Annotated in this window: 21 protein-coding genes; 15 read left to right on the forward strand and 6 right to left on the reverse strand. The window is 71.4% G+C overall.

What is annotated here, in order from left to right; all coding sequences use genetic code 11:
- Positions 1-143 precede the first annotated feature (143 nt).
- Positions 144-1,415, reverse strand: coding sequence for an MFS transporter (locus OHT77_RS28095; RefSeq protein ID WP_328831200.1), 1,272 nt, complete (start codon positions 1,413-1,415; stop codon positions 144-146).
- A gap of 29 nt (positions 1,416-1,444) precedes the next feature.
- Positions 1,445-2,920 (reverse strand): beta-1,6-galactanase, encoded by a 1,476-nt coding sequence (locus OHT77_RS28100; RefSeq protein WP_328831201.1) that lies wholly within the window; start codon positions 2,918-2,920, stop codon positions 1,445-1,447.
- Between the two features lie 242 nt (positions 2,921-3,162).
- On the opposite strand from OHT77_RS28100, the gene OHT77_RS28105 reads away from it, so the two are divergent.
- Entirely contained in the window at positions 3,163-3,951 is a 789-nt protein-coding gene (locus OHT77_RS28105; RefSeq protein ID WP_328831202.1) for a class E sortase, read from the forward strand.
- Between the two features lie 75 nt (positions 3,952-4,026).
- Here OHT77_RS28105 and OHT77_RS28110 read toward each other — a convergent pair whose 3' ends face one another.
- Entirely contained in the window at positions 4,027-5,457 is a 1,431-nt protein-coding gene (locus OHT77_RS28110) for an MFS transporter (protein ID WP_328831204.1), read from the reverse strand.
- 67 nt (positions 5,458-5,524) lie between these two features.
- Between OHT77_RS28110 and OHT77_RS28115 the strand changes: the two genes are divergently transcribed.
- From OHT77_RS28115 to OHT77_RS28130, 4 genes are all read left to right on the forward strand, one after another.
- The gene (locus OHT77_RS28115) at positions 5,525-6,052 is read left to right on the forward strand and encodes a winged helix-turn-helix transcriptional regulator (RefSeq protein ID WP_328831205.1); all 528 of its coding nucleotides are present in this window, start codon (positions 5,525-5,527) and stop codon (positions 6,050-6,052) included.
- A 40-nt stretch (positions 6,053-6,092) separates the two neighbouring features.
- Entirely contained in the window at positions 6,093-6,383 is a 291-nt protein-coding gene (locus tag OHT77_RS28120) for a DUF6412 domain-containing protein (RefSeq protein WP_328831206.1), read from the forward strand.
- A 90-nt stretch (positions 6,384-6,473) separates the two neighbouring features.
- Positions 6,474-7,151 carry a YidC/Oxa1 family membrane protein insertase gene (locus tag OHT77_RS28125; RefSeq protein ID WP_328831207.1) on the forward strand — a complete coding sequence of 226 codons (678 nt, stop codon included), beginning with the start codon at positions 6,474-6,476 and terminating at the stop codon, positions 7,149-7,151.
- Between the two features lie 128 nt (positions 7,152-7,279).
- Entirely contained in the window at positions 7,280-8,137 is an 858-nt protein-coding gene (locus OHT77_RS28130; RefSeq protein WP_328831208.1) for a fumarylacetoacetate hydrolase family protein, read from the forward strand.
- Positions 8,138-8,220: 83 nt separating this feature from the next.
- Here the strand turns inward: OHT77_RS28130 and OHT77_RS28135 are convergent, their stop codons facing one another.
- The 3 genes from OHT77_RS28135 to OHT77_RS28145 form a co-directional block, all read right to left on the reverse strand.
- Complete coding sequence (locus tag OHT77_RS28135; protein WP_328831209.1) at positions 8,221-9,099, reverse strand: LLM class F420-dependent oxidoreductase; 879 nt, start codon at positions 9,097-9,099, stop codon at positions 8,221-8,223.
- 68 nt (positions 9,100-9,167) lie between these two features.
- The gene (locus OHT77_RS28140; protein ID WP_328831210.1) at positions 9,168-9,686 is read right to left on the reverse strand and encodes a heme-degrading domain-containing protein; all 519 of its coding nucleotides are present in this window, start codon (positions 9,684-9,686) and stop codon (positions 9,168-9,170) included.
- Positions 9,683-10,768, reverse strand: coding sequence for a Gfo/Idh/MocA family protein (locus OHT77_RS28145; RefSeq protein WP_328831211.1), 1,086 nt, complete (start codon positions 10,766-10,768; stop codon positions 9,683-9,685). Before OHT77_RS28145 ends, OHT77_RS28140 begins: the two co-directional genes overlap by 4 nt.
- Before the next feature lie 395 nt (positions 10,769-11,163).
- Here OHT77_RS28145 and OHT77_RS28150 point away from each other — a divergent pair, with 395 nt between their 5' ends.
- The 10 genes from OHT77_RS28150 to OHT77_RS28195 all read left to right on the forward strand — a co-directional run bounded on the left by OHT77_RS28150 (position 11,164) and on the right by OHT77_RS28195 (position 21,544).
- Positions 11,164-12,504 carry an ROK family transcriptional regulator gene (locus OHT77_RS28150; protein WP_328831212.1) on the forward strand — a complete coding sequence of 447 codons (1,341 nt, stop codon included), beginning with the start codon at positions 11,164-11,166 and terminating at the stop codon, positions 12,502-12,504.
- A 169-nt stretch (positions 12,505-12,673) separates the two neighbouring features.
- Complete coding sequence (locus OHT77_RS28155) at positions 12,674-13,471, forward strand: hypothetical protein (RefSeq protein WP_328831213.1); 798 nt, start codon at positions 12,674-12,676, stop codon at positions 13,469-13,471.
- A gap of 31 nt (positions 13,472-13,502) precedes the next feature.
- Positions 13,503-14,258 (forward strand): GntR family transcriptional regulator, encoded by a 756-nt coding sequence (locus OHT77_RS28160; protein ID WP_328831214.1) that lies wholly within the window; start codon positions 13,503-13,505, stop codon positions 14,256-14,258.
- 132 nt (positions 14,259-14,390) lie between these two features.
- On the forward strand, positions 14,391-15,515 hold the full coding sequence (locus OHT77_RS28165) for a TIGR03364 family FAD-dependent oxidoreductase (protein WP_328831215.1): 1,125 nt from the start codon (positions 14,391-14,393) through the stop codon (positions 15,513-15,515).
- Between the two features lie 59 nt (positions 15,516-15,574).
- A complete protein-coding gene (locus OHT77_RS28170; RefSeq protein WP_405881795.1) occupies positions 15,575-16,207 on the forward strand; it encodes an HAD family hydrolase in 633 nt (210 codons plus the stop codon).
- Positions 16,204-17,250, forward strand: a complete 1,047-nt coding sequence (locus OHT77_RS28175) for an ABC transporter ATP-binding protein (RefSeq protein WP_328831217.1) — start codon at positions 16,204-16,206, stop codon at positions 17,248-17,250. The genes OHT77_RS28170 and OHT77_RS28175 overlap by 4 nt, the downstream gene beginning before the upstream one ends.
- On the forward strand, positions 17,243-18,103 hold the full coding sequence (locus OHT77_RS28180) for a 2-aminoethylphosphonate ABC transporter permease subunit (protein WP_328831218.1): 861 nt from the start codon (positions 17,243-17,245) through the stop codon (positions 18,101-18,103). Before OHT77_RS28175 ends, OHT77_RS28180 begins: the two co-directional genes overlap by 8 nt.
- A complete protein-coding gene (locus OHT77_RS28185) occupies positions 18,090-18,887 on the forward strand; it encodes an ABC transporter permease (RefSeq protein WP_328831219.1) in 798 nt (265 codons plus the stop codon). The genes OHT77_RS28180 and OHT77_RS28185 overlap by 14 nt, the downstream gene beginning before the upstream one ends.
- Before the next feature lie 51 nt (positions 18,888-18,938).
- Positions 18,939-19,994 (forward strand): 2-aminoethylphosphonate ABC transporter substrate-binding protein, encoded by a 1,056-nt coding sequence (locus OHT77_RS28190; RefSeq protein WP_328831220.1) that lies wholly within the window; start codon positions 18,939-18,941, stop codon positions 19,992-19,994.
- A 68-nt stretch (positions 19,995-20,062) separates the two neighbouring features.
- A complete protein-coding gene (locus OHT77_RS28195) occupies positions 20,063-21,544 on the forward strand; it encodes an alkaline phosphatase family protein (RefSeq protein WP_328834363.1) in 1,482 nt (493 codons plus the stop codon).
- Positions 21,545-21,561 lie beyond the last annotated feature (17 nt).

Below are 21,561 nucleotides of genomic sequence, written 5' to 3' on the forward strand. Positions count from 1 at the left end.
GCTCCGCGGGGAACACCGGGTCGCTCCGTGGGGAACACCGGGTGGCATCCGGGTTTCCCTGAGTTTTACGACCGGCTCGGTCCAGTGAGTTCTACGACTGTCTCGTTCCCCCGAGTTTTACGGCCGCCTCGTCTCCGTAGGTTTTACGGCCGTCTCGTTTCTACGCCCCCTGTACTTCCTCCCATCTGCACTTCCTCGCCCCCTGTGCCTCTACGACCCTCCCCCCTCGCCCCAACAGCCCCCCGCGCCGCAACCCCCATGACCCCCAACCCGACCGCCACGATCCCCGCCCCCACGAACAACGGCGCCGCATACCCGAACCCCGCACTGATCACCAGGCCGCCCGCCCACGCCCCCGCCGCGTTGCCCACATTCGACGCGGACACGTTCGCGCTCGCCGCCAGCGGTGCGCCGCCCGCCGCGTCCGTCACTCGGGTGATCATCCCGGGGACCGTCGCGAACCCGAACACGCCCAGGAGGAACACCAGGACCACCGAGGCCGAGCGGCTGCTCGCCAGTACCCCGAACACCGCCAGCGTCGTCGCCAGGCCCGTCAGCGACACGAGCAGCGTCGCGTCACGGTTGTGGTCCGCGCCCCGGCCGCCCGCGATGTTGCCGACGACCAGGCCAGAGCCGTAGACCACCAACAGCCACGCCACATCCGTCGAGGAGAACCCCGCGACCCGCGTGAAGGTGTACGCGAGGTAGCTGAACGCGCCGAACATGCCGCCGTAGCCGAGGGCCGTGGCCGTCAGCGTCAGCCAGACCTGGGTGCAGCGGAAGGCGCGCGCCTGCGTACGGAGGTCCGTCCGGCCGCCTCTCGATCCAGCCCCACCACCCCGCACTCCCGCCTCGCCCCCGCGACCCCTCGCTCCCGCCCATCCCGGGACCAGAACCGCGACGGCCACCAGCGCCACCGCCCCGATCGCCGTGATCGACCAGAACGTCGCCCGCCACCCCCACCGTTCGCCGACGAGCGCGCCGAAGGGGACTCCGAGGACGTTCGCCACCGTCAGGCCGGCGAACATCGTGGCGACGGCGCGGGAGGCGCGTTCGGGAGGGACCAGGCGGCGGGCGACGAGGGAGCCGATGCCGAAGAACGAGCCGTGGCAGAGGGCCGCCACGACTCGGCCCAGCAGCATCACGCCGTACGTCGGGGCCAGCGCCGACAGCAGGTTGCCCGGCACGAACAGCGCCAACAGGGCTACCAGGACCGGCTTTTGGGGCAGGGCCGCCGTCGTCGCCGTCACCGCCATCGCGCCCACCGCGACCGTCAGGGCGTAGCCGGAGATCAGCCAACCCGCGGCAGCGGTGGACACGTTCAGGTCGTCGCTCACCTGGGGGAGCAGCCCGGCGATCACGAACTCGGTCAGGCCGATGCCGAAACCGCCGAGCGCCAGCGCGAGCAGGCCCAACCGGCCGCCCCCGCCACGGAGTTCGGCGGTCAGATCACCACCCCGTCGATCTGCAGCGTTTGCACCGCCCCGGCCGCGAACGTCGCACTCACCGTCTTGCCGCTCACGTAGGTGTCCGAGTGGGCGGTGTACAGATCGCCGCCGCCACCCGTCACCGTGTTCCAGCGCGGGACCAGACCGCTCGAACCGCCCGCCACCGTCGTGAACTTGGAGAGGTCGAAGGTCAGAGTCGTCGACGACGAGCCCGTGTTCGCCGCGACGATCACCAGGCGCTTGGCGCTCGCGTCGTAGGCCGCCGCCGCGTAACTCACGGCCGTGTCCAGGATCGTCATGCCGGGGCGGATGTGGCGGCTGAACTGGGCCATCACGTAGTACTTCGTCTGCACCGCGCCCGCCGCGAGCGTGTTCTGGTCGTACGCGATCATCGCCCAGCCGGACGACGGGTCCATGACCTGCCAGTACGTCCACGCCGTGGGGTGCAGCCAGCAGAAGTCGTACAGCAGGTTGCTCGCCATCGTCAGGCCGGTGGCGTCGCTGTCGCCGGTCTCGGAGTTCCAGAGGGCCTTGCCCGCCGTCGTCACCACGTCCGTGTAGAGGAGGTCTCTACGGCCGCCCGAGCCCTGGTAGCCATGGACGTTGACCCGGTTCACATACCCCTTCGTGGTCGCGCTGAAGGAGTTCCACGTCGTCCGCGCGAGGTCGTAACTCGTCTCGTCGGACGCCGAGATCTTCGTGCTCGTCAGGCCGCGGCTGTTCAACTCGCTGCGGACGTACGGGAGTACGGCCGCCTGGACGGTCGAGTCCATGTGGCAGCCCTCCTGTGTACCCGTCGCCGTCCACCAGCTCGACGAGGGTTCGTTGAAGGCCTCGACCGTCGCGAAGTTCACGCCCCAGTTGTTCTTCGCGTAGAGGGCGACGGACGCGAGGTGGGAGGCGTGCTGGCGGTAGTTCCAGGACTGGAGGTTGTTGCCGCCGCCGGACGCGCCCGACGGGTTGTGGTTCAGACACATCCACCACATGGGGGAGTTGGCGAACAGCTCGCTGGTCGCCCCGCGCGCCGTCGCCTTCACCAGCATCGCCCGCTGGGTCGCGTCCGCCGTCCAGTCCCAGGCCGAGGACGTCGGGTCCTCGTTGTTCCAGTCCTGCCAGTAGCCCTCGATCTGCTTGAACGCCGGGATGTTGGCCGAGGCCACCATCGACTCGCCGCCCACCGTGTTCCAGCTGCACGCGCCGAGGTTGTACCGGGCGATGTTCAGGCCCAGGCCCGGTAGTGAAGTGCCGTTGTACGTCGTCGACTTGGTGGTGAAGAAGATGTCGGCGAAGTCGTCCCGGGCGCCGAAGACGTTCGCCCACCAGGCCAGCGAGGTGCCCCAGCCCTCCCAAGTGCCGTACTTCGTCACCGGGTTGACCGCGATCGTCGCGTTGGCCCGTGCGGTACCGGTCGCCAGGGCGGTGCCGAGGAGACCACCGCCCGCCGCGGCCAGCAGGGTTCTGCGTCGGATCATCTCTACTCCCGATTCGCTCAACCGCCGGTCGTCCCACCGGCGTCGGCCATCCCCCCGGCTCGTGCCATCAGGAAGCATCGGGTGTGCCGCGTGAGGTTGTCGAGGGTTGTGACACCCCTTTCTAAAACCCGTGTACGAAGGATCGAACGGGGGCGGGCGGTAGGGCGGCCGGCCGGTACCTTCGCCGGTAACAGCGGCCATGACTCTGGTGAGTTGGCGGACCGGCCCTTATCGTGCGGCCCATGCGGGTCCCCGTCGTGCAGCACCACAGCCGTCGACGCCGTGCGCTGGGCCGACGCGCCCTGTGGACCGGCGGCGAGTTCCTGGTCACCGCCGGGGTGATCCTGCTGCTCCTCGTCGTCCACCAGCTCTGGTGGACCAACCGCGAGGCCCGCCAGGGCGCCGAGCACCAAGTGCAGGCCCTGGAACGGCAATGGGCGACACCGGGTGGGGGGAGTGGCGGCACCCCGTCGGCCAACGGCGGCTCGACCGGGGGCAGTTCACCGCGCCGAAGCCCGACGACCGGCGGCTCGACCACGTCCTCCGGTTCCGGCTCCGGTTCCGCCACCGCCCCCCACCGCTCCCAGGCCTACGCCATCCTCACCATCCCCCGCCTCCACCTCCGCGTCCCCATCGCCGAGGGCGTCAGCAAGCAGAACGTGCTGAACAAGGGGTACGTCGGCCACTACCCCGGCACCCAACAGCCGGGCCAGGCAGGCAACTTCGCGCTCGCCGGGCACCGCAACACCCACGGCGAGCCGTTCCGGTATCTGCCGAGCCTGCGGCTGAAGGACACCGTCCAGGTCGAGACGAGCACGGCCACGTTCACGTACACCGTCGACAAGATCCTCCCGCAGACCTCCGCCGCCGACTCCGGCGTCATCCGCCCGGTCCCGCGCTCGATCGTCAAACCGTCCTACGGCTACAGCCGACCCGGCTACTACGTCACCCTCACCACCTGCACCCCGGAGTTCACCTCCCGGTACCGCATGGTGGTCTGGGGCACGCTCACCTCCACGCGCCCCCGGTGAGACGAGCGGCCTCGGTGAGATGAACGGCCGCGACGAGACACGGGACGCCACAAGTCCCGTATCCCAAAAGCGAGTTCACGCCCGCTCCCGCTCCCGCAGCACCACCACACTCGCCGCGGCCAGGACCGCGAGGCCCGCCGACACCACCATCGCGATGTCCGCCCCGCGCGCGAGCCCACTGCCCGCCGACGTGGCGATCGCGATGGTCAGCGCGACCCCCGCGCAGGACCCGATGTACCGGAACGTCTGCTGCGCCCCCGAGCCCATCGCCGCCCGCGCGGCCGGTACGGACTCGACGGACAGGAGCGGAAGCGCGGCGTTCAGGAGTCCGCTGCCGACGCCCGCGATCACCAGTCCGGGCAGCAGTCGTAGCCAGGAACCGGAGTCCAGGGCGCCCAGCATCGTCAGGACGCCGGCCGCGTGGAGGACGAATCCCAGGGCGAGTTGGTGCCGGGAGGAGACGCGGCCCGCGAGGCGGCGGGCCTGGAGGGCGACGGTGAAGGACAGGCCCGACCAGAGGAGGAACAGCCAGGCCGTGCTCATCGCGGACAGGCCGAGCGTCTGCTGCAACAGGGTCGGCAGAAAGCTGAAGAGGCCGATCACCGCGAGGCCCGTGAACAGGCCGCTCGCCGAGGAGGCGAGGAAGGGGCGGTGGCGCAGCAGGCTCAGGTCGATCATCGGGGTCGTACCCCTGCGCTCGACCAGCGCGAAGACGCCGACCAGCACCACGGCCGCGAGCAGCAGCAGGCCCACCGGTGCGCGCAGCCAGCCGTCCCGGCCCAGGGTCAGGGCGGCGACGAGGGCGACCAGGGCCAGTCCGAAGGTGACCGCTCCGGCGAGGTCGGGGCGTCCGCCGCGCGGCGCGCGGGACTCGGACAGGGTGCGGAGGCCGAGGGCGGCCACGACGAGCGCGGCGGCGCCGAGGACGCCGTAGGCCACGCGCCAGTCGGGCATCGCGCCCGCGACGAGCGGGCCGACCGCTATGCCGCCGCTGACGAAGGCGCCCCAGACACCGGTCGCGTGCAGGCGGCCGCGTGCGGTCGGGAAGGCGTGCACGATCAGGCCCAGACTGCTGGCCAGCAGGGCCGCGCTGGACGCGCCCTGGGCGACGCGGGTCAGGGTGAAGAGCCAGGTCGAGGAGGTGAGCGCCGAGAGCGCGGTGGTGATGCCGAGCGCGAAGGTGCCGGCCAGGAAGATGCGGCGGCGGCCGTAGTCGTCGGCGAGGCTGCCGGCGACCAGGAGCAGCGCGGCGAGCCCGAGCGGGGTGCCGTTCAGGAGCCAGGCCTGGGCGGAGAGCGGGGTGTGCAGGGCGGCGGCGATGTCGGGGAGCGTGACCATCGGCGCGGTGTACGTCATGAGCGCGACGGCGGTGGCCGCGCTGGTCAGGGCGAGGGTGGCGCGGGGATGCGGCACGCCAGGGGCGGCGGCCCCCGGTGTCTCCGACGCCTGCCGCGTCGTGGCCGTCTCGGAATCCTCTGTGAGGGTTCGTTCATTGAACCTATCCATGAGGGGTACCGTAGCACCGTAGGTTCGTTCATTGAACCTGACGTCGGAAAGTGGCTAAGGTGGCGGCATGGGACTCGGTAAGGACTACGCGGGACAGGACTGCTCGATGGCCCGGGCGCTGGAGGTGGTCGGGGAGCGCTGGACGCTGCTCGTCGTCCGCGACGCCCTCTACGGCGTACGGCGCTACAACGACTTCCTCGGCCACCTCGGCATCCCGCGCGCCGTCCTCGCCGCCCGCCTTCAGGCGCTCACCGCCGAGGGCATCCTCGAGAAGCGCCGGTACCAGGAGTCCCCGCCGCGTGACGAGTACGTCATCACCGAGCGCGGGATCGCCCTGTGGCCGGTGGTGCGCTCGCTCGGCCGCTGGAAGCGCGAGCAGTACGAGGAGACCCAGAGCCGGTACTTCCGGCACGCGGACTGCGGCACCGAAATCGGCTCCTACGGCGAGTGCCCCACCTGCGCTGTCGTCGTCCCGGTAGGGGATGTCATCATGTACCCGGGTCCCGGCCTCGACCAGGACCCGGCCGATCCGGTCGGCCGGGCGCTCCTCGAACCGAGGCGGCTGCTCGAGCCGATCGAGGCCGATCCGGTATAACGGACGGTACGAGCACGGTAGTTGGGGGAGGGGGCGGACCATGAGGCGCAGTCGCGTGATCGCCCTGCTGCTCCTGTTCCTGCTCCCGATGGTGCTGCTCGAGACCGCCGGTCTCCCGGCCGCCGTCGCGCTCGCCGCGACCGGCACCGCCCTCGCCGTCTGCACCCTCCTCACCGCGCGCAGCGCACCCGCCGTACCGCCCACCCGGGTCCGCACGGCCATCCGCGACCGGGCCCGCCGTACGGCGTTCCTGCCCCAGCGCGACCCCGACGCCTCGGGCCGGCCGCGCCCCCGAGCCCCCGGAAACACCCTCCGGACGACCACCGCGTAGGCATTCCCACCAGCCTTTTCCGCCTCCGCGCGGGGTCGTCCCGTCGCCATGCCCACTCCCGGCACGACGAGACCCACGGAGGGCTCACCCATGTCCGTTTTCGCCACCCTGGTCGAGCAACTCGCCGACCTGCTCCACCCGTTGTTCGGCGCGACCGCCGCAGCCGCCGCGATCGTCCTGTTCACCGCTCTCGTACGACTCCTCGTGCACCCCCTGTCGCGGGCCGCGGCGCGCGGAACGCAGGCGCGGGCCCAACTCCAGCCGCGCGTAGCCGAGTTGCGCAAGCGGTACGCGAAGCAGCCCGAGAAGCTGCAGAAGGCCGTGCTGGAACTGCACGCCGAGGAGAAGGTCTCCCCGTTCTCCGGATTCCTGCCGAGCCTGCTCCAACTCCCGGCGTTCTTCCTGCTCTACCGCCTCTTCTCCGGCGGCGGCGACGGCGGCCTGCTCTCCCACCAGCTGTTCGCCGCCCCGCTCAGCGGCCACTGGGCCGACGCGCTCGCCGGTGACGGCCTGTTCGGACCGGCCGGGCTCGTCTACGTCGGCCTGTTCCTCGTCGTCGCCGCGGTCGCGACCTTCACCTACGTCCGCACCCGGCGCGCGGCGGCCGTCGCCCCGGCCGGCCCCGGCACCGGCGCCCTCGGCAAGGTGCTGCCCCTCCTCTCCTACGGCACGCTGATCACCGTCGCCGTCGTACCGCTCGCCGTCGCGCTGTACGTGGTGACCAGCGCGGCCTGGAGCGCCGTGGAACGGGCCGTGCTCTACACCTGACCGGCTGCGGTTACGGTCCAGTCCGTGAACCGGGTATTGCGGACTGGACCGTGAGCTTGGAGGATCGACCAGTCCTCCGATGGCTGCACCCATCGGTCGACCGCCCGCGATCGATGGAGATGGTGAACATGAAGCTGCTGCGAGTCGGTACGGCAGGAGCGGAGCGGCCCGCGCTGCTCGACGCCGAGGGAACCCTGCGCGACCTGTCCGGCATCGTCCCGGACATCGACGGGCCACTGCTCGCCGACACCGCCGCGCTCGGCCGGATCCGCGCCGCCGCCGACGCCGGGGAGCTGCCCGCGCTCGACGCCGACGGGCTCCGGGTCGGGCCGCCGCTGGCCCGGATCGGCAAGGTCGTGTGCATCGGGCTGAACTACCACGACCATGCCCGCGAGACCGGCGCCGAGCCGCCCGCCGAGCCGGTCATCTTCTTCAAGGCCGCGGACACGGTCGTGGGGCCGAACGACACCGTGCTGGTGCCTCGTAAGTCCGTGAAGACGGACTGGGAGGTCGAACTCGCCGTCGTCATCGGGCGTACGGCCCGCTATCTGGAGTCCCACGAGGAGGCGCTCGCGCATGTCGCCGGGTACGCCGTCGCGCACGACGTGTCCGAGCGGGAGTTCCAGATCGAGCGGGGCGGGACGTGGGACAAGGGGAAGAACTGCGAGACGTTCAACCCGCTCGGGCCGTGGCTGGTGACGGCGGACGAGGTGCCGGATCCTCAGGCGCTGTCGTTGAAGCTGTGGGTGAACGGGGAGTTGAAGCAGGACGGGACCACGGCCGAGCAGATCTTCTCGGTGGCTGAAGTGGTGCGGTACGTCAGCCAGTTCATGACGCTGTATCCCGGGGATGTCATCAACACCGGGACGCCTGCGGGGGTTGCTCTTGGGCAGCCTGAGCCGAAGCCGTTCCTGAGGGCCGGGGATGTTGTGGAGCTGGAGATCGCCGGGTTGGGCAGGCAGCGGCAGGAGTTCAAGGACGCCTGAGGGGTGGGGGGTCCTGTCGGTTTGCGGGTGCGCGGCCGTTGTGGCTGGTCGCGCAGTTCCCCGCGCCCCTGGGGTGATGCCCCTTACCCCAATAGCGAGGCGAGCTTGCGCCAGGGCTCTCGGGGGAGGGCTTCGCGGGAGGTGCCGTCCACGATCTGTAGGGCTACGTGGTCCGCGCCCGCTGTCAGGAAGGCGTCGATCCTCGTGCGGATCGAGGACTCGTCGCCCCAGGCGAAGACCGCGTCGACCAGGCGGTCGCTGCCCCCGTTCGCGAGGTCGGACTCCGTGAAGCCGTTGCGGAGGAAGTTGTTGGTGTAGTTCGGGAGGGCCAGGTACATGGCCAGGTAGTCGCGGGCCACGGTGCGGGCCCGGGTCGGGTCCGTCTCCAGGACCACCTTCAACTCCGGTGCCAGCAAGGGGGTTTCGCCCAGGATGGCGCGGGCCTTGGCGGTGTGTTCCGGGGTGACCAGGTACGGGATCGAGCCGGCCGAGCGGTCCCGGGCCAGCTCCAGGGTCTTCGGGCCCAGGGCGGCCAGGAGGCGGCGGTCGGCGGGGACTCCGGCGGTGTCCAGGGCGTCCAGGTAGGCCACGAGCGCCGAGTACGGGCGGCGGTACTGGTCCGCGAGCTTCGCGTGGCTCACCCCGAGGCCGAGCAGGAAGCGGCCCGGGTGGGCCGCCTCCACCTCCGCGTAGTCCGCGGCGCTTTCGGCCGCGTCGTACTGCCAGATGCTCTGGATGCTGGTGCCGACGGTGAGCGTCGAGGTCGCCTCGATCAGCGGTACGGCGTGCCGGGCGGCGCTGCTGCCGCCCAACCAGACGGTGCCGAAGCCGAGTTGCTCCAACTCGGCCGCCGCTTCGGCCAGTTCGCCGCGGCGGGCCGGATCCTCGTTGCGCAGGCCGACGCTCCAGATGCCGTAGCGTCCGACCGTCTCCTTGAGGTTCCTCGGTGTCTCGCTGCTCATCGCTGCTGTTCCCTCCGCTGTCGGGCCGTCTGCACCTGTGGACAGTGCCAACCGGAGTCGGGTCCCGCTTAATCCCGTCGGGCGTCGTCCAGGAACTCCTCCAGCGCCGCCACCACGAAACGGTGGTCCTGCAACTGGGGCAGGCCGCTCACCGTCACCGTGCCGATCACGCCGGCGCCCTCGACCCTGATCGGGAAGGACCCGCCGTGCGCCGCGTACTCGTCCGGGTCGAGACGCGAGGAGTCCTCGAAGGTGGTGCCCTTCGCGCGGTAGCGGGTGCCCACCAGGTAGGAGGCGGCGCCGAAGCGCTCGACCACCTTGCGCTTGCGGTCGATCCACGCGTCGTTGTCCGGCACCGAGCCCGGCAGCGCCGCGTGGAAGAGCTGCTGGCCGCCGCGCCGGATGTCGATGGCGACCGGGGCCTGGCTCTCGCGGGCCCGTTCCACGAGGAGCGAGCCGAGGGCCCACGCGTCGTCGTAGGTGAAGTGCTGGAACACCAACCGGCGTTCCTGCGCCTCGAGTTCCTCCACCGTCGGGGTGATCTCGGGGGCGATCCGCTGGGTGATCGCGGGCTTGTGCTGGGTCACAGGGTCACCGTCACTCCGTCGCGGGCGCTGCGGCGCGCGGCTTCCAGTACGTCGAGGGTGGCGGCCGCCTCCAGGGCGGTCACCGGGTTGGGGGCGCCGTCGCGGAGGGCGGCGGCGACGGCCGCGTAGTACGCGGGGTAGTCGCTGGGGAGGGTCGGCTCGGGGCGGCCACCGCCGGTGAGCGGGGACTCGCCGGCGCCGACACGACCGTAGAGCGACTCGGGTTCCTGGCCCCAGCTGTCCGACGTGCCCGGGCGCTTGCCGTCGCGCAGGTCGGCCTCCTGGGGGTCGAGGCCGTACTTGACGTAGCCCGCCTTGGAGCCCAACACGCGGAAACGCGGGCCCAGTTGGGCGGTCGTCGCGGAGACGTACAGGTGGGAGCGGACACCGTTCGTGTGGGTCAGGGCGAAGAACGTGTCGTCGTCCGTCTCCGCGCCCGGGCGGCGGATGTCCGACTCGGCGTACACGGAGGCGGCGGGGCCGAAGAGGGCCAGGGCCTGGTCGACGACGTGGCTGCCGAGGTCGTAGAGGAGACCTCCGATCTCTGCCGGGTCGCCGGACTCGCGCCAGCCGCCCTTGGGCTGCGGGCGCCAGCGCTCGAAACGGGACTCGAAGCGCCAGACGTCGCCCAGCTCGCCCTCGGCGATGAGCTTGCGGAGGGTCAGGAAGTCGTTGTCCCAGCGGCGGTTCTGGAAGACCGACAGGAGCAGGCTGTGCTGCTCGGCGAGGGCGGCCAGCTCACGGGCCTCGGCGGCGGTGCCCGCGATCGGCTTGTCCACGACGACCGGGAGACCGGCCTTCAGGGCCGTCGTCGCGAGCGCCACGTGCGTCTTGTTCGGGGACGCGATGACGATCAGATCCAGGTCGTCGGCGTGGGCGAACAGGTCGTCGGGGGTCGCGACGGTGCGGACGTCCGGGAACTCCGCGCGGGCCTGTTCCTGCCGCTCCGGGTTCGAGGTGACGACCGTGTCGAGGGCGAGGCCCTCGGTGGCGGCGATCAGCGGGGCGTGGAAGACGGAGCCGGCGAGGCCGTACCCGACGAGGCCGACGCGGAGGGGTGTGCGAGTCGTACGTCCAGTCATGCCCTCCACTTTCGCAACGCTGTTGCCAAAGTGCAAGTGGTGGGGAGAATGGGTGTGTGGACAACGGTGCGTGGAGTGGGTCAGGGGTGGGTTCGGCGAGGTCTGGGAGCGGGGGCGGTTCGGCGAGTGAAGGCGCGGGTGGGGTGGGGTCTGGGGCCGGGGACGACTCGGTGGGTGCGGGTGCGGGTGCGGGTGCGGGTGGGGTGAGGTCCGGGGCCGGGGCCGGGGGCGACTCGGCCGGTGCCGGTGCCGGTGCCGGTGCCGGTGCGGTTGCGGTGCCGGGCGGAGGCGTGGGCAAGGGCAGCGGTGTGGTGGCGGGCAGGGGCGTGAGTGGGGGTTCGGTGGCGGGGCGGGGCGTTGGTGCGGGTCCGGTGGCGGGGCGAGGCGTGAGTGTCGTGGGGGCGAATCTGTTTGCCCTGCGCAGTCACAACACCGCGCTGGTCCTCGACCTGCTGCGGACGGCCGGTACGGACGGGATCAGCCGCCTCGAACTCGCCGACCGCACCGGGCTCACCCCGCAGGCCGTCAGCAAGATCACCGCCCGGCTGCGTGACTCCGGCCTCGCGGCGGAGGCGGGCCGCCGCGCGTCCACCGGCGGCAAGCCGCGCACGGTCCTGCGGTTGGTGCCGGGGGCCGGGCACGCGGTGGGGGTGCATCTCGACCGCGATGAGCTGCGGGTGGTGCTCGTGGATCTCATGGGTGAGGTGGTGGGGGAGCGGAGGGCGCCGCTGGATCTGGGGGCGGGGGCCGGGGTGGTTGTGGAGGCGGTGGCTCGGGAGGTCGAGGGGTTGGTGGGGGGTGCGGACGAGGGCATGGAGGTGCGGGGGGCGGCGGGACCGGCCGGGGAGGCGGTCGGGGATGCCGTGGCCCCGGGGGTGGCGGGGCCGGACGGAGATTCGGCGGGGCGAGGGGCGGAGGGGATCGTCGGGGATGCGGTCGGGGACCCGCTAGGCCGAGGCGCGGAGGGGTCGGCCGGAGACCCGGCGGTCCAAGATGAGCCGGCGTCAGCCGAGGACGCCGTCGCGGACCCAGTAGCCCAGGGCGCCCCGCCGCCGCCCCCCGCTCCGGCCCGGAATCTGCTCGGCGTAGGCGTCGCCCTCCCCGGACCCCTGGATCACGCCCACGGCATCCTGCACCGCGTCACCGGGTTTCCCGAGTGGGACGGGTTTCCCCTGCGGGATGCGCTCGCTCGGCGGCTCGGGGTTCCTGTGGTCGTGGACAAGGACACGAACGCCGCCGCGTTGGGGCTGGCCGTGGCCGGGGAGGGTGGGTCCTTCGCGTATCTGCACCTCGGGACCGGGCTCGGTGCCGGGTTGGTGATCGGCGGGGGTGTGCACCGGGGCGCGCGGACCGGGGCGGGGGAGTTCGGGCACCAGGTCATCCAGCTGGACGGCCCGCCCTGCGACTGCGGGAACCGGGGCTGTATCGAGGCCCTGTGCCTGGCCGCCGTTGCGCGGGGCGACCTGGACGAAGCGGCGCGGGTGCTCGGTACGGGGGCAGCGAATCTCGTGGGCCTGCTCGACATCGACCTCGTGCTGCTGGGCGGCCGTACCGTCGCCGCCGACCCGGAACCCTTCGTGCGCGGAGTCGCCGCCGTCCTCGACGCACACGCCCGCCGCGAGGGCGCCCGCGAGGCCGCCGTACCCGTACGGGTCGCCCCCGGAGGGGCGCGCGGGGTCGCGGAAGGGGCGGCACAGTTGCTGCTCGGGCCGCTGTTCGGACGGGCGGACGGTTAGCGGGTACCCCGTATCCCCTACCCCCCTATCCCAAGAACCCGCCCCCGCATCGACCCCCACCCCACGTCCGCCGAACAGACGCCCCCGCGCCCCCGTTCGAGGCATTCGCGACCCCCGCCCGGCACGTCACCCCCGATCCACCCCACCCCTCCGGCACGCTCATGTGCTTATGCGACTGCCCCTGAGATCGCGCATCCCACTGCGCACATCCCTGTCCCTCTGCCTCGCGGCAGCCGCCCCCCTGCTCCTCGCCGCCGTACCACCCGCCCACGCGGCCGCGGCCGTCCCCGCCTGCGCCGCCCCCGACGCCCACACCTTCCCCCTCACCACCCGCATCCACGACGGCCCCGACTCCTACCCGGCCGGCGGCGACTACGGCACCTGGTATCTCGACCTCACCAACACCACCGCCCGCCGCTGCACCGCGATCCACCCGGTCGTCGTCCTCGTCGACCAGCGCCGCGCCCTGAAACCGTCCCAGCCCAGGCTCGACTTCTACGACGGCACCAGCGCCCGCCCCTACCCGGTGCACTTCGACCGGACCGACGAGGCCGAACTCGTCGGCGCCTTCGACGACGGCTTCCCGGGCTTCACCGTCGACCCCGGCAAGACCCTCACGGTGAAGGTCCGGCTCGCGCTCGCCCCGGACACCGCGGCGAACGAGATCACCGTCAACGCGGCCGTCGTGCAACGGCATGCCGACGACGGCGACTGGGTCGGCCAGTCGAACGACTACCGCTTCGACGTCGAACCCGCGAACCCCGCCGACATGGAGACCGCGCCCACGGCCACCTCCCCGGCCAGCCCCGTCCCGTCCGCCGCCCCGTCGCCCTCCCCCGAGGGAGACCTCTCCTTCGCCGACGAACTCGCCCGCACCGGCATCGGCACCGAACACCTCGTCCTCGCCGCCACCTCCGTCCTGCTCGTCACCACCGGCGCCCTGCTCGTGGCCCGGAGGCGCCGCTAGGACACCCCGTCGCTTCTGCGACGATCTCCGTGTGGACTACCCCAACGACCAGGCCCCCGGCGCCCCCGTCCGCTCCGGCATCCCGGAGCACGGCCGTATCCCGAAGTACTACGCGGTGAAGGCCCAAATCGCCGTGCTCCTCGACGAGTTGGGGGAGGGCGGGCTGATCCCGACCGAGCGCGACCTCTCCGAGCGGTACGAGGTCGCCCGCGAGACCGTGCGGCAGGCGCTGCGCGAACTCGTGCTGGAGGGCAGGCTGCGCCGGCAGGGCCGGGGCACGGTCGTCGCGGGTCCCAAGCTGGAGCAGCCGCTGTCCCTGGCCAGCTACACCGAGGGCGTACGGCGGCAGGGGCGCACCCCGGGCCGCAGCCTGGTCAGCCTCGACCGCTTCCCCTGCACCGACGCCCTCGCCGCCGAGACCGGACTGACCCGGGGCGAACCCGTCTGGCACCTGGAGCGCGTCCTGCTCGCCGACGACGAGCGCGTCGGCCTCGAGAGCACCTACGTCTCCGTCGCCCGGGTCCCGCACCTCGACACCGACTTCGAGCCCGACTCCTCCTTCTACGGCTACCTCAACGCCCGCGGCATCCACTTCGGCGACGCCGACGAACGCATCGAGACCGTGCTCGCCACCCCGCGCGAGGCCCTGCTCATCGGCACCCCGCCCGCCCTCCCGATGCTGCTGATCCACCGGGTGTCCCGGGACACGGAGGGCCGGCCGCTGGAACGGGTCCGTGGCCTGTACCGGGGCGACCGCTTCTCCTTCACCACCCACCACAGAGGCTGAGAAACAGGGCTGCCGCAGCGCCCTCGATTATCACGGGTAGATAACGGGTCTAGCCCAAACGTGATGGGTCGTTCACGCTTTCGTTGGGAGCCGGACCTTTCCGGTTCCCGGATCCGGAGGAGCGTGACCGTCGTGAGAGTGACAGTCGTCGGAGGCGGCGTGGTGGGAACCATGCACGCCTGGCAAGCAGTGGAACGCGGCCATGAGGTCGTACAGATCGAGCGCGAGGCGGAGGCTCGCGGTGCTTCGTTGCGCAACTTCGGCCAGATCTGGGTGAGTGGCCGCGCGGGCGGTGCGGAACTCGAAACCGCGCTGCGCGCACGGGAGTTGTGGGAGGAGATAGGCGCCCGCGTCCCCGGTCTCGGCTTCCGGGCCAACGGGTCGCTGACCCCGGTCAGGGGTGACCGCGAACTCGCCGTCGCCGAGGCCGCCGTGGCCCGTGAGGACTCGGCCGCGCGCGGCTACAAGCTCCTCACCCCCGCCGAGGCCCGCGCCGTCAACCCCGCCCTGCGCGGCGACTTCACCGCCGCCCTGTACTGCGAGCGCGACGCGGCCGTCGAACCCCGCACCGCCCAACTCGCCCTGCGCGCCGAGCTGTCGAAGTCCCCGAACTACACCTTCCTGCCGGGCCGCGAGGTCCGCGAGGTAATCGGCGAGCACGCGGTGCGCGACGACCACGGGGACGTGCACGCCTCCGACGCGGTCGTGCTGTGCACCGGCGCCTGGCTCAGCGGGCTCGTCCGCGAACTCGCCGGGCCCGGACTCCCGGTCCGCCGCGTCCGGTTGCAGATGATGCAGACCGACCCGCTCGGCGAACCCCTCACCACCTCGGTCGCCGACGCGGACAGCTTCCGCTACTACCCCGCCTACCGCGGCCAGGCCCTCGACCGACTCAACGCCGACCAGCCGCAGTTGCCGACCCCGGCCGCGCACGCCATGCAACTCCTCATGGTGCAGCGCGCCGACGGCGGACTCACCATCGGCGACACCCACGAGTACGAGCACCCCTTCGCCTTCGACACCACCGAGGCCCCCTACGACCACCTCGCCGAGGTCGTCGAGTCGTTCCTCGGCCGCCCGCTCCCGAAGATCCGCCGCCGCTGGGCCGGTGTGTACGCGCAGTGCACCGACCCCGCCCGCGTCGTCCACCGCCAACAGGTGCGCGACGGCGTCTGGTTGGTCACCGGTCCCGGTGGCCGTGGCATGACCTGCTCCCCGGCGATCGCCGAGACCACCGCGAACGAACTGGACTGGTGACCCCCGTGACCTCCCTCATCAACCCCACGACACCCGACATCCGTCTCGTCGTCCTCGACATGGCCGGCACCACCGTCGCCGACGGCGGTCTCGTCGAGGAGGCGTTCACGGCCGCTGCCCGCCACCTGGGCGAAGAACCCGCCGGCATGCTCGACTACGTCCGCGCCACCATGGGCGAGTCCAAGATCTCCGTCTTCCGCCACCTGTTCGGCGAGGAGACCAGGGCCCAGGACGCCAACAAGGCCTTCGAGGCGGCGTACGCCGAACTCGTCGACGCCGGCCGGGTCGCCGCCCTCCCGGGTGCCCGCGAGACCATCGAGACCCTCAAGTCCCAAGGCCGTACGGTCGTGTTGACGACCGGCTTCGCCCGCGCCACCCAGGACGCGATCCTCGCCGCGCTCGGCTGGCGGGACCTCGCCGACCTCACCCTGTGCCCCGCCGACGCCGGCGGCCGGGGACGCCCGTACCCGGACATGGTCCTGACCGCCTTCCTGCGTACGGCGGTCGCCGACGACGTACGGCAGACGGCGGTCGTCGGCGACACCTCGTACGACATGCTCAGCGGGGTCCGCGCGGGCGCCGGCCTGGTCGCCGGTGTGCTGACCGGCGCGCACGACGCGGACGCGCTGCGGGCCGCCGGTGCGGGCCATGTCCTCGACGGCGTAGGACAGTTGCCCGGAGTCCTCGCATGACGAACGGCATCCGCTTCGACTCGGTCAGCGTCGCCTACGACGGCACCGTCGTCCTCGACGCCCTCGACCTCACCGTCGAACCCGGCGAGGTCATGGCCCTGCTCGGACCGTCCGGCTCCGGCAAGACCACCGCGCTGCGGGCGGTCGCGGGGTTCGTCCGGCCGGTGTCGGGGCGGGTGTTCCTCGGCGGCCGTGACGTCACCGACCTGCCGCCGTACCGGCGGGGTGTCGGCATGGTCGTCCAGCAGTACGCGCTCTTCCCGCACCTGCGCGTCGAGGACAACGTGGCCTTCGGGCTCAAGGCGCAGAAGGTGCCGCGGGGGGAGATCCGTACCCGGGTCGCGGAGGCGCTGGAGATGGTCGGCATGGGGGAGTACGCCCGGCGCCACCCAAGGGAGTTGTCCGGCGGGCAGCAGCAACGGGTGGCCATCGCACGGGCGTTGGCCATCCGGCCCGGGGTGCTGCTTCTCGACGAACCCCTCTCCGCGCTCGACGCGCAGCTGCGGTCCGGGATGCTCGCCGAACTCGCCCGGCTGCACCGGGAGTTGCCCGAGGTGTCGATCCTCTACGTCACCCATGACCAGGTCGAGGCGCTCACGCTGGCCGACCGGATCGCCGTCATGGACCGGGCCCGGCTCCAGGAGTGCGGGACACCGCGCGAGCTGTACCGGGCGCCCAAGAGCGAGTTCACGGCTTCCTTCGTCGGCAGCGCGAATCTGTTGCCGGTGAGTGTGGGGGAGCGGGGGGTGTTCTTCGGGGAGCAGCGGGTCGAGGCGCGGGGGGCTGTTTCCGGGGGGCCGGCGACGCTGTGTGTGCGGCCGCATCTGGTCGGGCTGGGGGAGGGGCCCAACCAGCTGTCCGGGACGGTGAGCGAGGTGCAGTGGCGGGGGGCCACTCATCGGCTCTACGTGGGTGTCCATGGGCATCGGGTCATGGCTGACGTGCCGGAGTTGAAGAAGCCGCCTGTTCATGGTGATGCGGTGACTCTTCATTTCGCTCCCGACGACGCGGTGTTGCTGGCCGCTGGAGTCGGCGATGAGTGAGGTCGTTCGTCGGGTGCGGCCGGGTGGCGGCCTGTCGCGCCCACGCGGCGGTAGCCGCACATCACCTGCAGCCCCGCGCCCCTTGGGCATCGCCCTGCTGCCCGTCGCCGTCCTCGGCCTGTTCTTTCTCTATCCCCTGGCCCTCGTCTTCCAACAGTCCCTCCACCCTGACTCCGGCGGGACCTCGCTCCAGACCTACTCCGACGTCTTCGCCTCGGAGTTGTTCCGTACCGCCCTCTGGACCACCGTCTGGATCGCCGTCGTCTCGACGATCGGGTGTCTGGTCCTCGGGTTCGTGCTCGCGCTGGTCATCGCGTTCGTGCCCTTCCCCGGAGCCAGGACGGTCGCCCGCTTCATCGACGTCTACCTCTCCTTCCCCTCCTTCCTCATCACGCTCGCCCTGCTCTTCATCTACGGCACCACGGGCATCGTCGGGTCGTTCCAGTTCCTCGCGACGCCCTGGGGTGTGCTGCTCGCGGAGATCACCTACTTCACGCCGTTCGTGATGCGGCCGCTGCTCGCCGCGTTCTCGCAGCTGGACACCGCGCAGTTGGAGGCGGCCAGTTCGCTCGGGGCGCGGGCTCCCCGGATCATCCGGCAGGTGATCCTGCCGGAGGCGCTGCCCGCGCTCGCGGCCGGCGGGAGCCTCGTACTGGTCCTCTGTCTCAACGAGTTCGGGATCGTGCTGTTCACCGGGGCCAAAGGGGTCGAGACGCTCCCCATGCTCGTCTACAGCAAGGCGATCCTGGAGTCGGACTACCCGGGCGCGTGTGTGGTCGCCGTCGTCAACGTCCTTATATCTGTGGGGCTTTACGGGCTCTACCGGGTGGTGAGCCGTCGTGTTGGTGCATAGCCGCAAGGCGAAGTGGGCTGTGTGGCTGGTCTTCGCCGCGCTCTTCCTGCCGCTCTTCGCGCTGCCCCTCCTCGTCGTCCTCGGCGCCTCCTTCGCCACCAACTGGTCCGGTGTGCTGCCCTCCGGGTTCACCGCCTCCCACTACTCCGCCGCCACCCGGGGCGAGTCCCTCCAGGCGCTCACCACCAGCCTGGTCACCGCGCTCACCGCGAGCCTGCTGGCGCTCAGCATCGGGACCTGGGCCGCGCTCGCCGCCGCCGGGCTCAAGAAGCGGCAACGCCGGGTGATGGACGCGCTGTTCGTGCTCCCGGTGGCCGTGCCGTCGGTGGTGGTCGGGCTGGCGGTCCTCGTCGCGTTCTCCAAGCCGCCGCTGCTGCTCAACGGCACCCGGTGGATCGTGATCCTCGCCCACACCGTGCTCGTGACCGCCTTCGCCTACCAGTCCGTGTCCGCCGCGATCGTCCGGCTCGACCCGGCCTACGAACAGGCCGCCGCCTCTCTCGGCGCCCGGCCGCTGTACGTCCTGTGGCGGATCCGGCTGCCGCTGCTGCTGCCGTCGCTCACCGCCGCCGCAGGACTCTGCTTCGCCCTGTCCATGGGTGAGTTGAGCGCCACGATGATGCTCTATCCGCCCGACTGGACCACGCTTCCGGTCCTCATCTACTCGGCCACCGACCGCGGCGCCCTGTTCGCCGGGTCCGCGCTCGCCGTGGTCCTCATGACGGCGACGCTGCTCGTCCTGCTCGTCGTCTCCCGGGTCCGCACCCGGGCCGCGTACCGCTGATCCGTCAGCACCACCTCAACTGACCTCACCACGCCAGGAGTTGGCCTCGCCATGCCCAGAACCACGCTCAAGATCGCCGTAGCCGTCTCGCTCTGCGCCACCCCGCTGCTCACCGCCTGCGGTGGCACCTCCGCCGCCTCCGACGCCAAGGTCGTCACCGTCTACAGCGCGGACGGGCTCAAGGGGGAGAACGGCGACGGCTGGTACGACGAGATCTTCAAGGACTTCGAGAAGCAGACCGGCATCAAGGTCAAGTACGTCGAGGGCGGCTCCGGCGAGATGGTGCAGCGCGCCGTCCGCGAGAAGAGCAACCCGCAGGCCGATGTCCTCGTCACCCTGCCGCCGTTCATCCAACAGGCCGACAGCAAGGGGCTGTTGCAGAAGTACACGCCGGCCGGCGCCGACCAGGTGAGCGGTGCCGACAAGGCCGCCGACGGGACCTGGACGTCGGTCGTCAACAACTACTTCGGGTTCGTCTACAACAAGAAGCAGCTCACCCAGGCGCCCACCACCTGGGACGAACTCCTCGACGGCAAGTACAAGAACAAGCTCCAGTACTCCACGCCCGGTGTCGCCGGTGACGGAACCGCCGTACTGATCAAGGCGATGCACGACTTCGGCGGCAAGGACGCGGCGCTCGACTATCTGAAGAAGCTGCAGTCCAACAACGTCGGCCCGTCCGCCTCCACCGGCAAGCTCGCGCCCAAGGTCGACAAGGGTGAACTCCTCGTCGCCAACGGCGATGTGCAGATGAACTACGCCCAGTCCCAGACCATGCCGAACCTCGGCATCTGGTTCCCGGCGAAGCAGGGCGGCAAGCCCACCACCTTCGCCCTCCCGTACGCGGCCGGTCTCGTCACCAAGGCCCCGCACAGCGCCAACGGCAAGAAGCTCCTCGACTTCATGCTCGGCGCCAAGGCCCAGCAGCAGGTCAGCTCGATCGGCGGCGGCTTCAGCGCCCGCCAGGACGTCAAGGCCACCGACGCCAACGCGACCGCCCTGACCAAGCTGATGACCGGCGTCGAGGTCTTCCAGCCGGACTGGGCGGACATCGAGAAGAACCTGACGTCGTACGTCGAGGACTGGCAGTCCGCCACCGGCAGCTGAGTCAACGTCCTTTCAGGCACCGGCAGTCGAACCACCCGTCACCTACGGAGGTCCCCGTGTCGTCCCGCATGTCCCGCCGTACGTTCCTCGTCTCCGCCGCAGCGGTCGCCGCCACCGCCGGCCCGCTCACCGCGCTCGCCCGCGCCGCGACCCGTACCCCCAAGGTCCTGGTCGTAGGACTCGACGGCTGTCTGCTCACCCGCATCAAGGACGCCGACGCCCCGAACCTGGACGCCCTGATGGCGGCCGGGCTCACCGCGCCCAGCAGCATCTACGCCGACCCGCTCGCGCCCACCCTGTCCGGGCCCGGCTGGTCCACGATCATCACCGGGGTCTGGCCCGACAAGCACCTCGTCAAGGACAACGCCTTCACCGGCGCCCAGTTCACCAGGTACCCCGACTTCCTGACCCGCGTCGAGACGGCGAAGCCGCAGCTCGTGACCTACGCCGTCGCATCCTGGGCGCCGATCACCGACACCGTCTTCTCGGCCAAGGTGGACACCCGGGTGTCCACCCCGAGCGCCGAGTACGACACCGGCACCACCTCCCGCGCGGTCGCGCAGCTGCGGGACGGCAACCCGGACGCGGTGTTCGTGCACCTCGACAACATCGACCACGCGGGCCACAGCTACGGCGCCGCCTCCCAGCAGTACCTGGACGCGATCCACACCGCGGACGCCCAACTCGGCCAGATCGTCGCCGCGTTGAAGGCGCGGCCGACCTACTCCGGCGAGGACTGGCTGATCATGGTCACCGCCGACCACGGCCACACCGACCCGGGTGGCCACGGCGGCTCCACGCTCCAGGAGCGGCAGACCTTCCTGATCGCCAACGGGCCCACCCTGGCGGCCGGTTCGGTGCGGTACGACGTGAAGATGCCCGACGTCGCCGTCTCCGCGCTCGCCCACCTCGGCGTCGCCATCGACCCGGCGTGGGGGCTGGACGGGCGCCCGCTCCAGCAGCCGCAGCCGGACGAATTCGACGCCCTGCGCGGCAAGTTGACGGCCCGCGTCGACGAGACCGGCATTCCCGCGAGCGTCCTCGGCTTCACCCACACCCCGCCGGCCGGCTGGTCGGTGGACAACTCGGCGATGGGCACCGGCGGGGTCACCGAGTGGCGCGGCTGGTCCTTCACCACCGACGAGTTCTGGACCCAGGCCCAGCGCGACCAGAGCCGCGAGTCCAACGTCCGCGCCCGCAACGTCTTCGCGGTCGCCGACGGCGACGAGTGGAACGACAAGACGGTCTCCGGCACCTTCGACTCCACCCTCGTCAGCCCGGCCTACCCGGTGACCGGCGGCCGTGGAGCGACCCTCACGTACACCACGTACTACCGGCAGGAGTCCCCGCAGAAGGGCGAGGTCCTCGTCTCCTACGACGGTGCGGCCCCCGTCTCCGTCCGCACCTACACCGCCGACGTGCCCTCGCGCACCGAGACGGTCACCCTGCAGATCCCGGCGGGCGTGACCACGGCCAGGCTGCGTTTCCGCTACACCGGCGGCAACAACTGGTACTGGGTGATCGACGGAGTCCGGCTGAGCCAGTCCTGACTAGGGTGGGGGGCGTC

Source organism: Streptomyces sp. NBC_00252 (genome assembly GCF_036187565.1).
In the GTDB taxonomy this organism is placed as follows: Bacteria; Actinomycetota; Actinomycetes; order Streptomycetales; family Streptomycetaceae; genus Streptomyces.

What these genes read in the sequence shown, in the direction of transcription:
- OHT77_RS28100 (WP_328831201.1), bottom strand. Translation starts at nt 2,920, where the DNA reads ATGATCCGACGCAGAACCCTGCTGGCCGCGGCGGGCGGTGGTCTCCTC.
- OHT77_RS28105 (WP_328831202.1), top strand. Translation starts at nt 3,163, where the DNA reads ATGCGGGTCCCCGTCGTGCAGCACCACAGCCGTCGACGCCGTGCGCTG.
- OHT77_RS28110 (WP_328831204.1), bottom strand. Translation starts at nt 5,457, where the DNA reads ATGGATAGGTTCAATGAACGAACCCTCACAGAGGATTCCGAGACGGCC.
- OHT77_RS28115 (WP_328831205.1), top strand. Translation starts at nt 5,525, where the DNA reads ATGGGACTCGGTAAGGACTACGCGGGACAGGACTGCTCGATGGCCCGG.
- OHT77_RS28120 (WP_328831206.1), top strand. Translation starts at nt 6,093, where the DNA reads ATGAGGCGCAGTCGCGTGATCGCCCTGCTGCTCCTGTTCCTGCTCCCG.
- OHT77_RS28125 (WP_328831207.1), top strand. Translation starts at nt 6,474, where the DNA reads ATGTCCGTTTTCGCCACCCTGGTCGAGCAACTCGCCGACCTGCTCCAC.
- OHT77_RS28130 (WP_328831208.1), top strand. Translation starts at nt 7,280, where the DNA reads ATGAAGCTGCTGCGAGTCGGTACGGCAGGAGCGGAGCGGCCCGCGCTG.
- OHT77_RS28135 (WP_328831209.1), bottom strand. Translation starts at nt 9,099, where the DNA reads ATGAGCAGCGAGACACCGAGGAACCTCAAGGAGACGGTCGGACGCTAC.
- OHT77_RS28145 (WP_328831211.1), bottom strand. Translation starts at nt 10,768, where the DNA reads ATGACTGGACGTACGACTCGCACACCCCTCCGCGTCGGCCTCGTCGGG.
- OHT77_RS28155 (WP_328831213.1), top strand. Translation starts at nt 12,674, where the DNA reads ATGCGACTGCCCCTGAGATCGCGCATCCCACTGCGCACATCCCTGTCC.
- OHT77_RS28170 (WP_405881795.1), top strand. Translation starts at nt 15,575, where the DNA reads ATGGCCGGCACCACCGTCGCCGACGGCGGTCTCGTCGAGGAGGCGTTC.
- OHT77_RS28175 (WP_328831217.1), top strand. Translation starts at nt 16,204, where the DNA reads ATGACGAACGGCATCCGCTTCGACTCGGTCAGCGTCGCCTACGACGGC.
- OHT77_RS28180 (WP_328831218.1), top strand. Translation starts at nt 17,243, where the DNA reads ATGAGTGAGGTCGTTCGTCGGGTGCGGCCGGGTGGCGGCCTGTCGCGC.
- OHT77_RS28190 (WP_328831220.1), top strand. Translation starts at nt 18,939, where the DNA reads ATGCCCAGAACCACGCTCAAGATCGCCGTAGCCGTCTCGCTCTGCGCC.
- OHT77_RS28195 (WP_328834363.1), top strand. Translation starts at nt 20,063, where the DNA reads ATGTCCCGCCGTACGTTCCTCGTCTCCGCCGCAGCGGTCGCCGCCACC.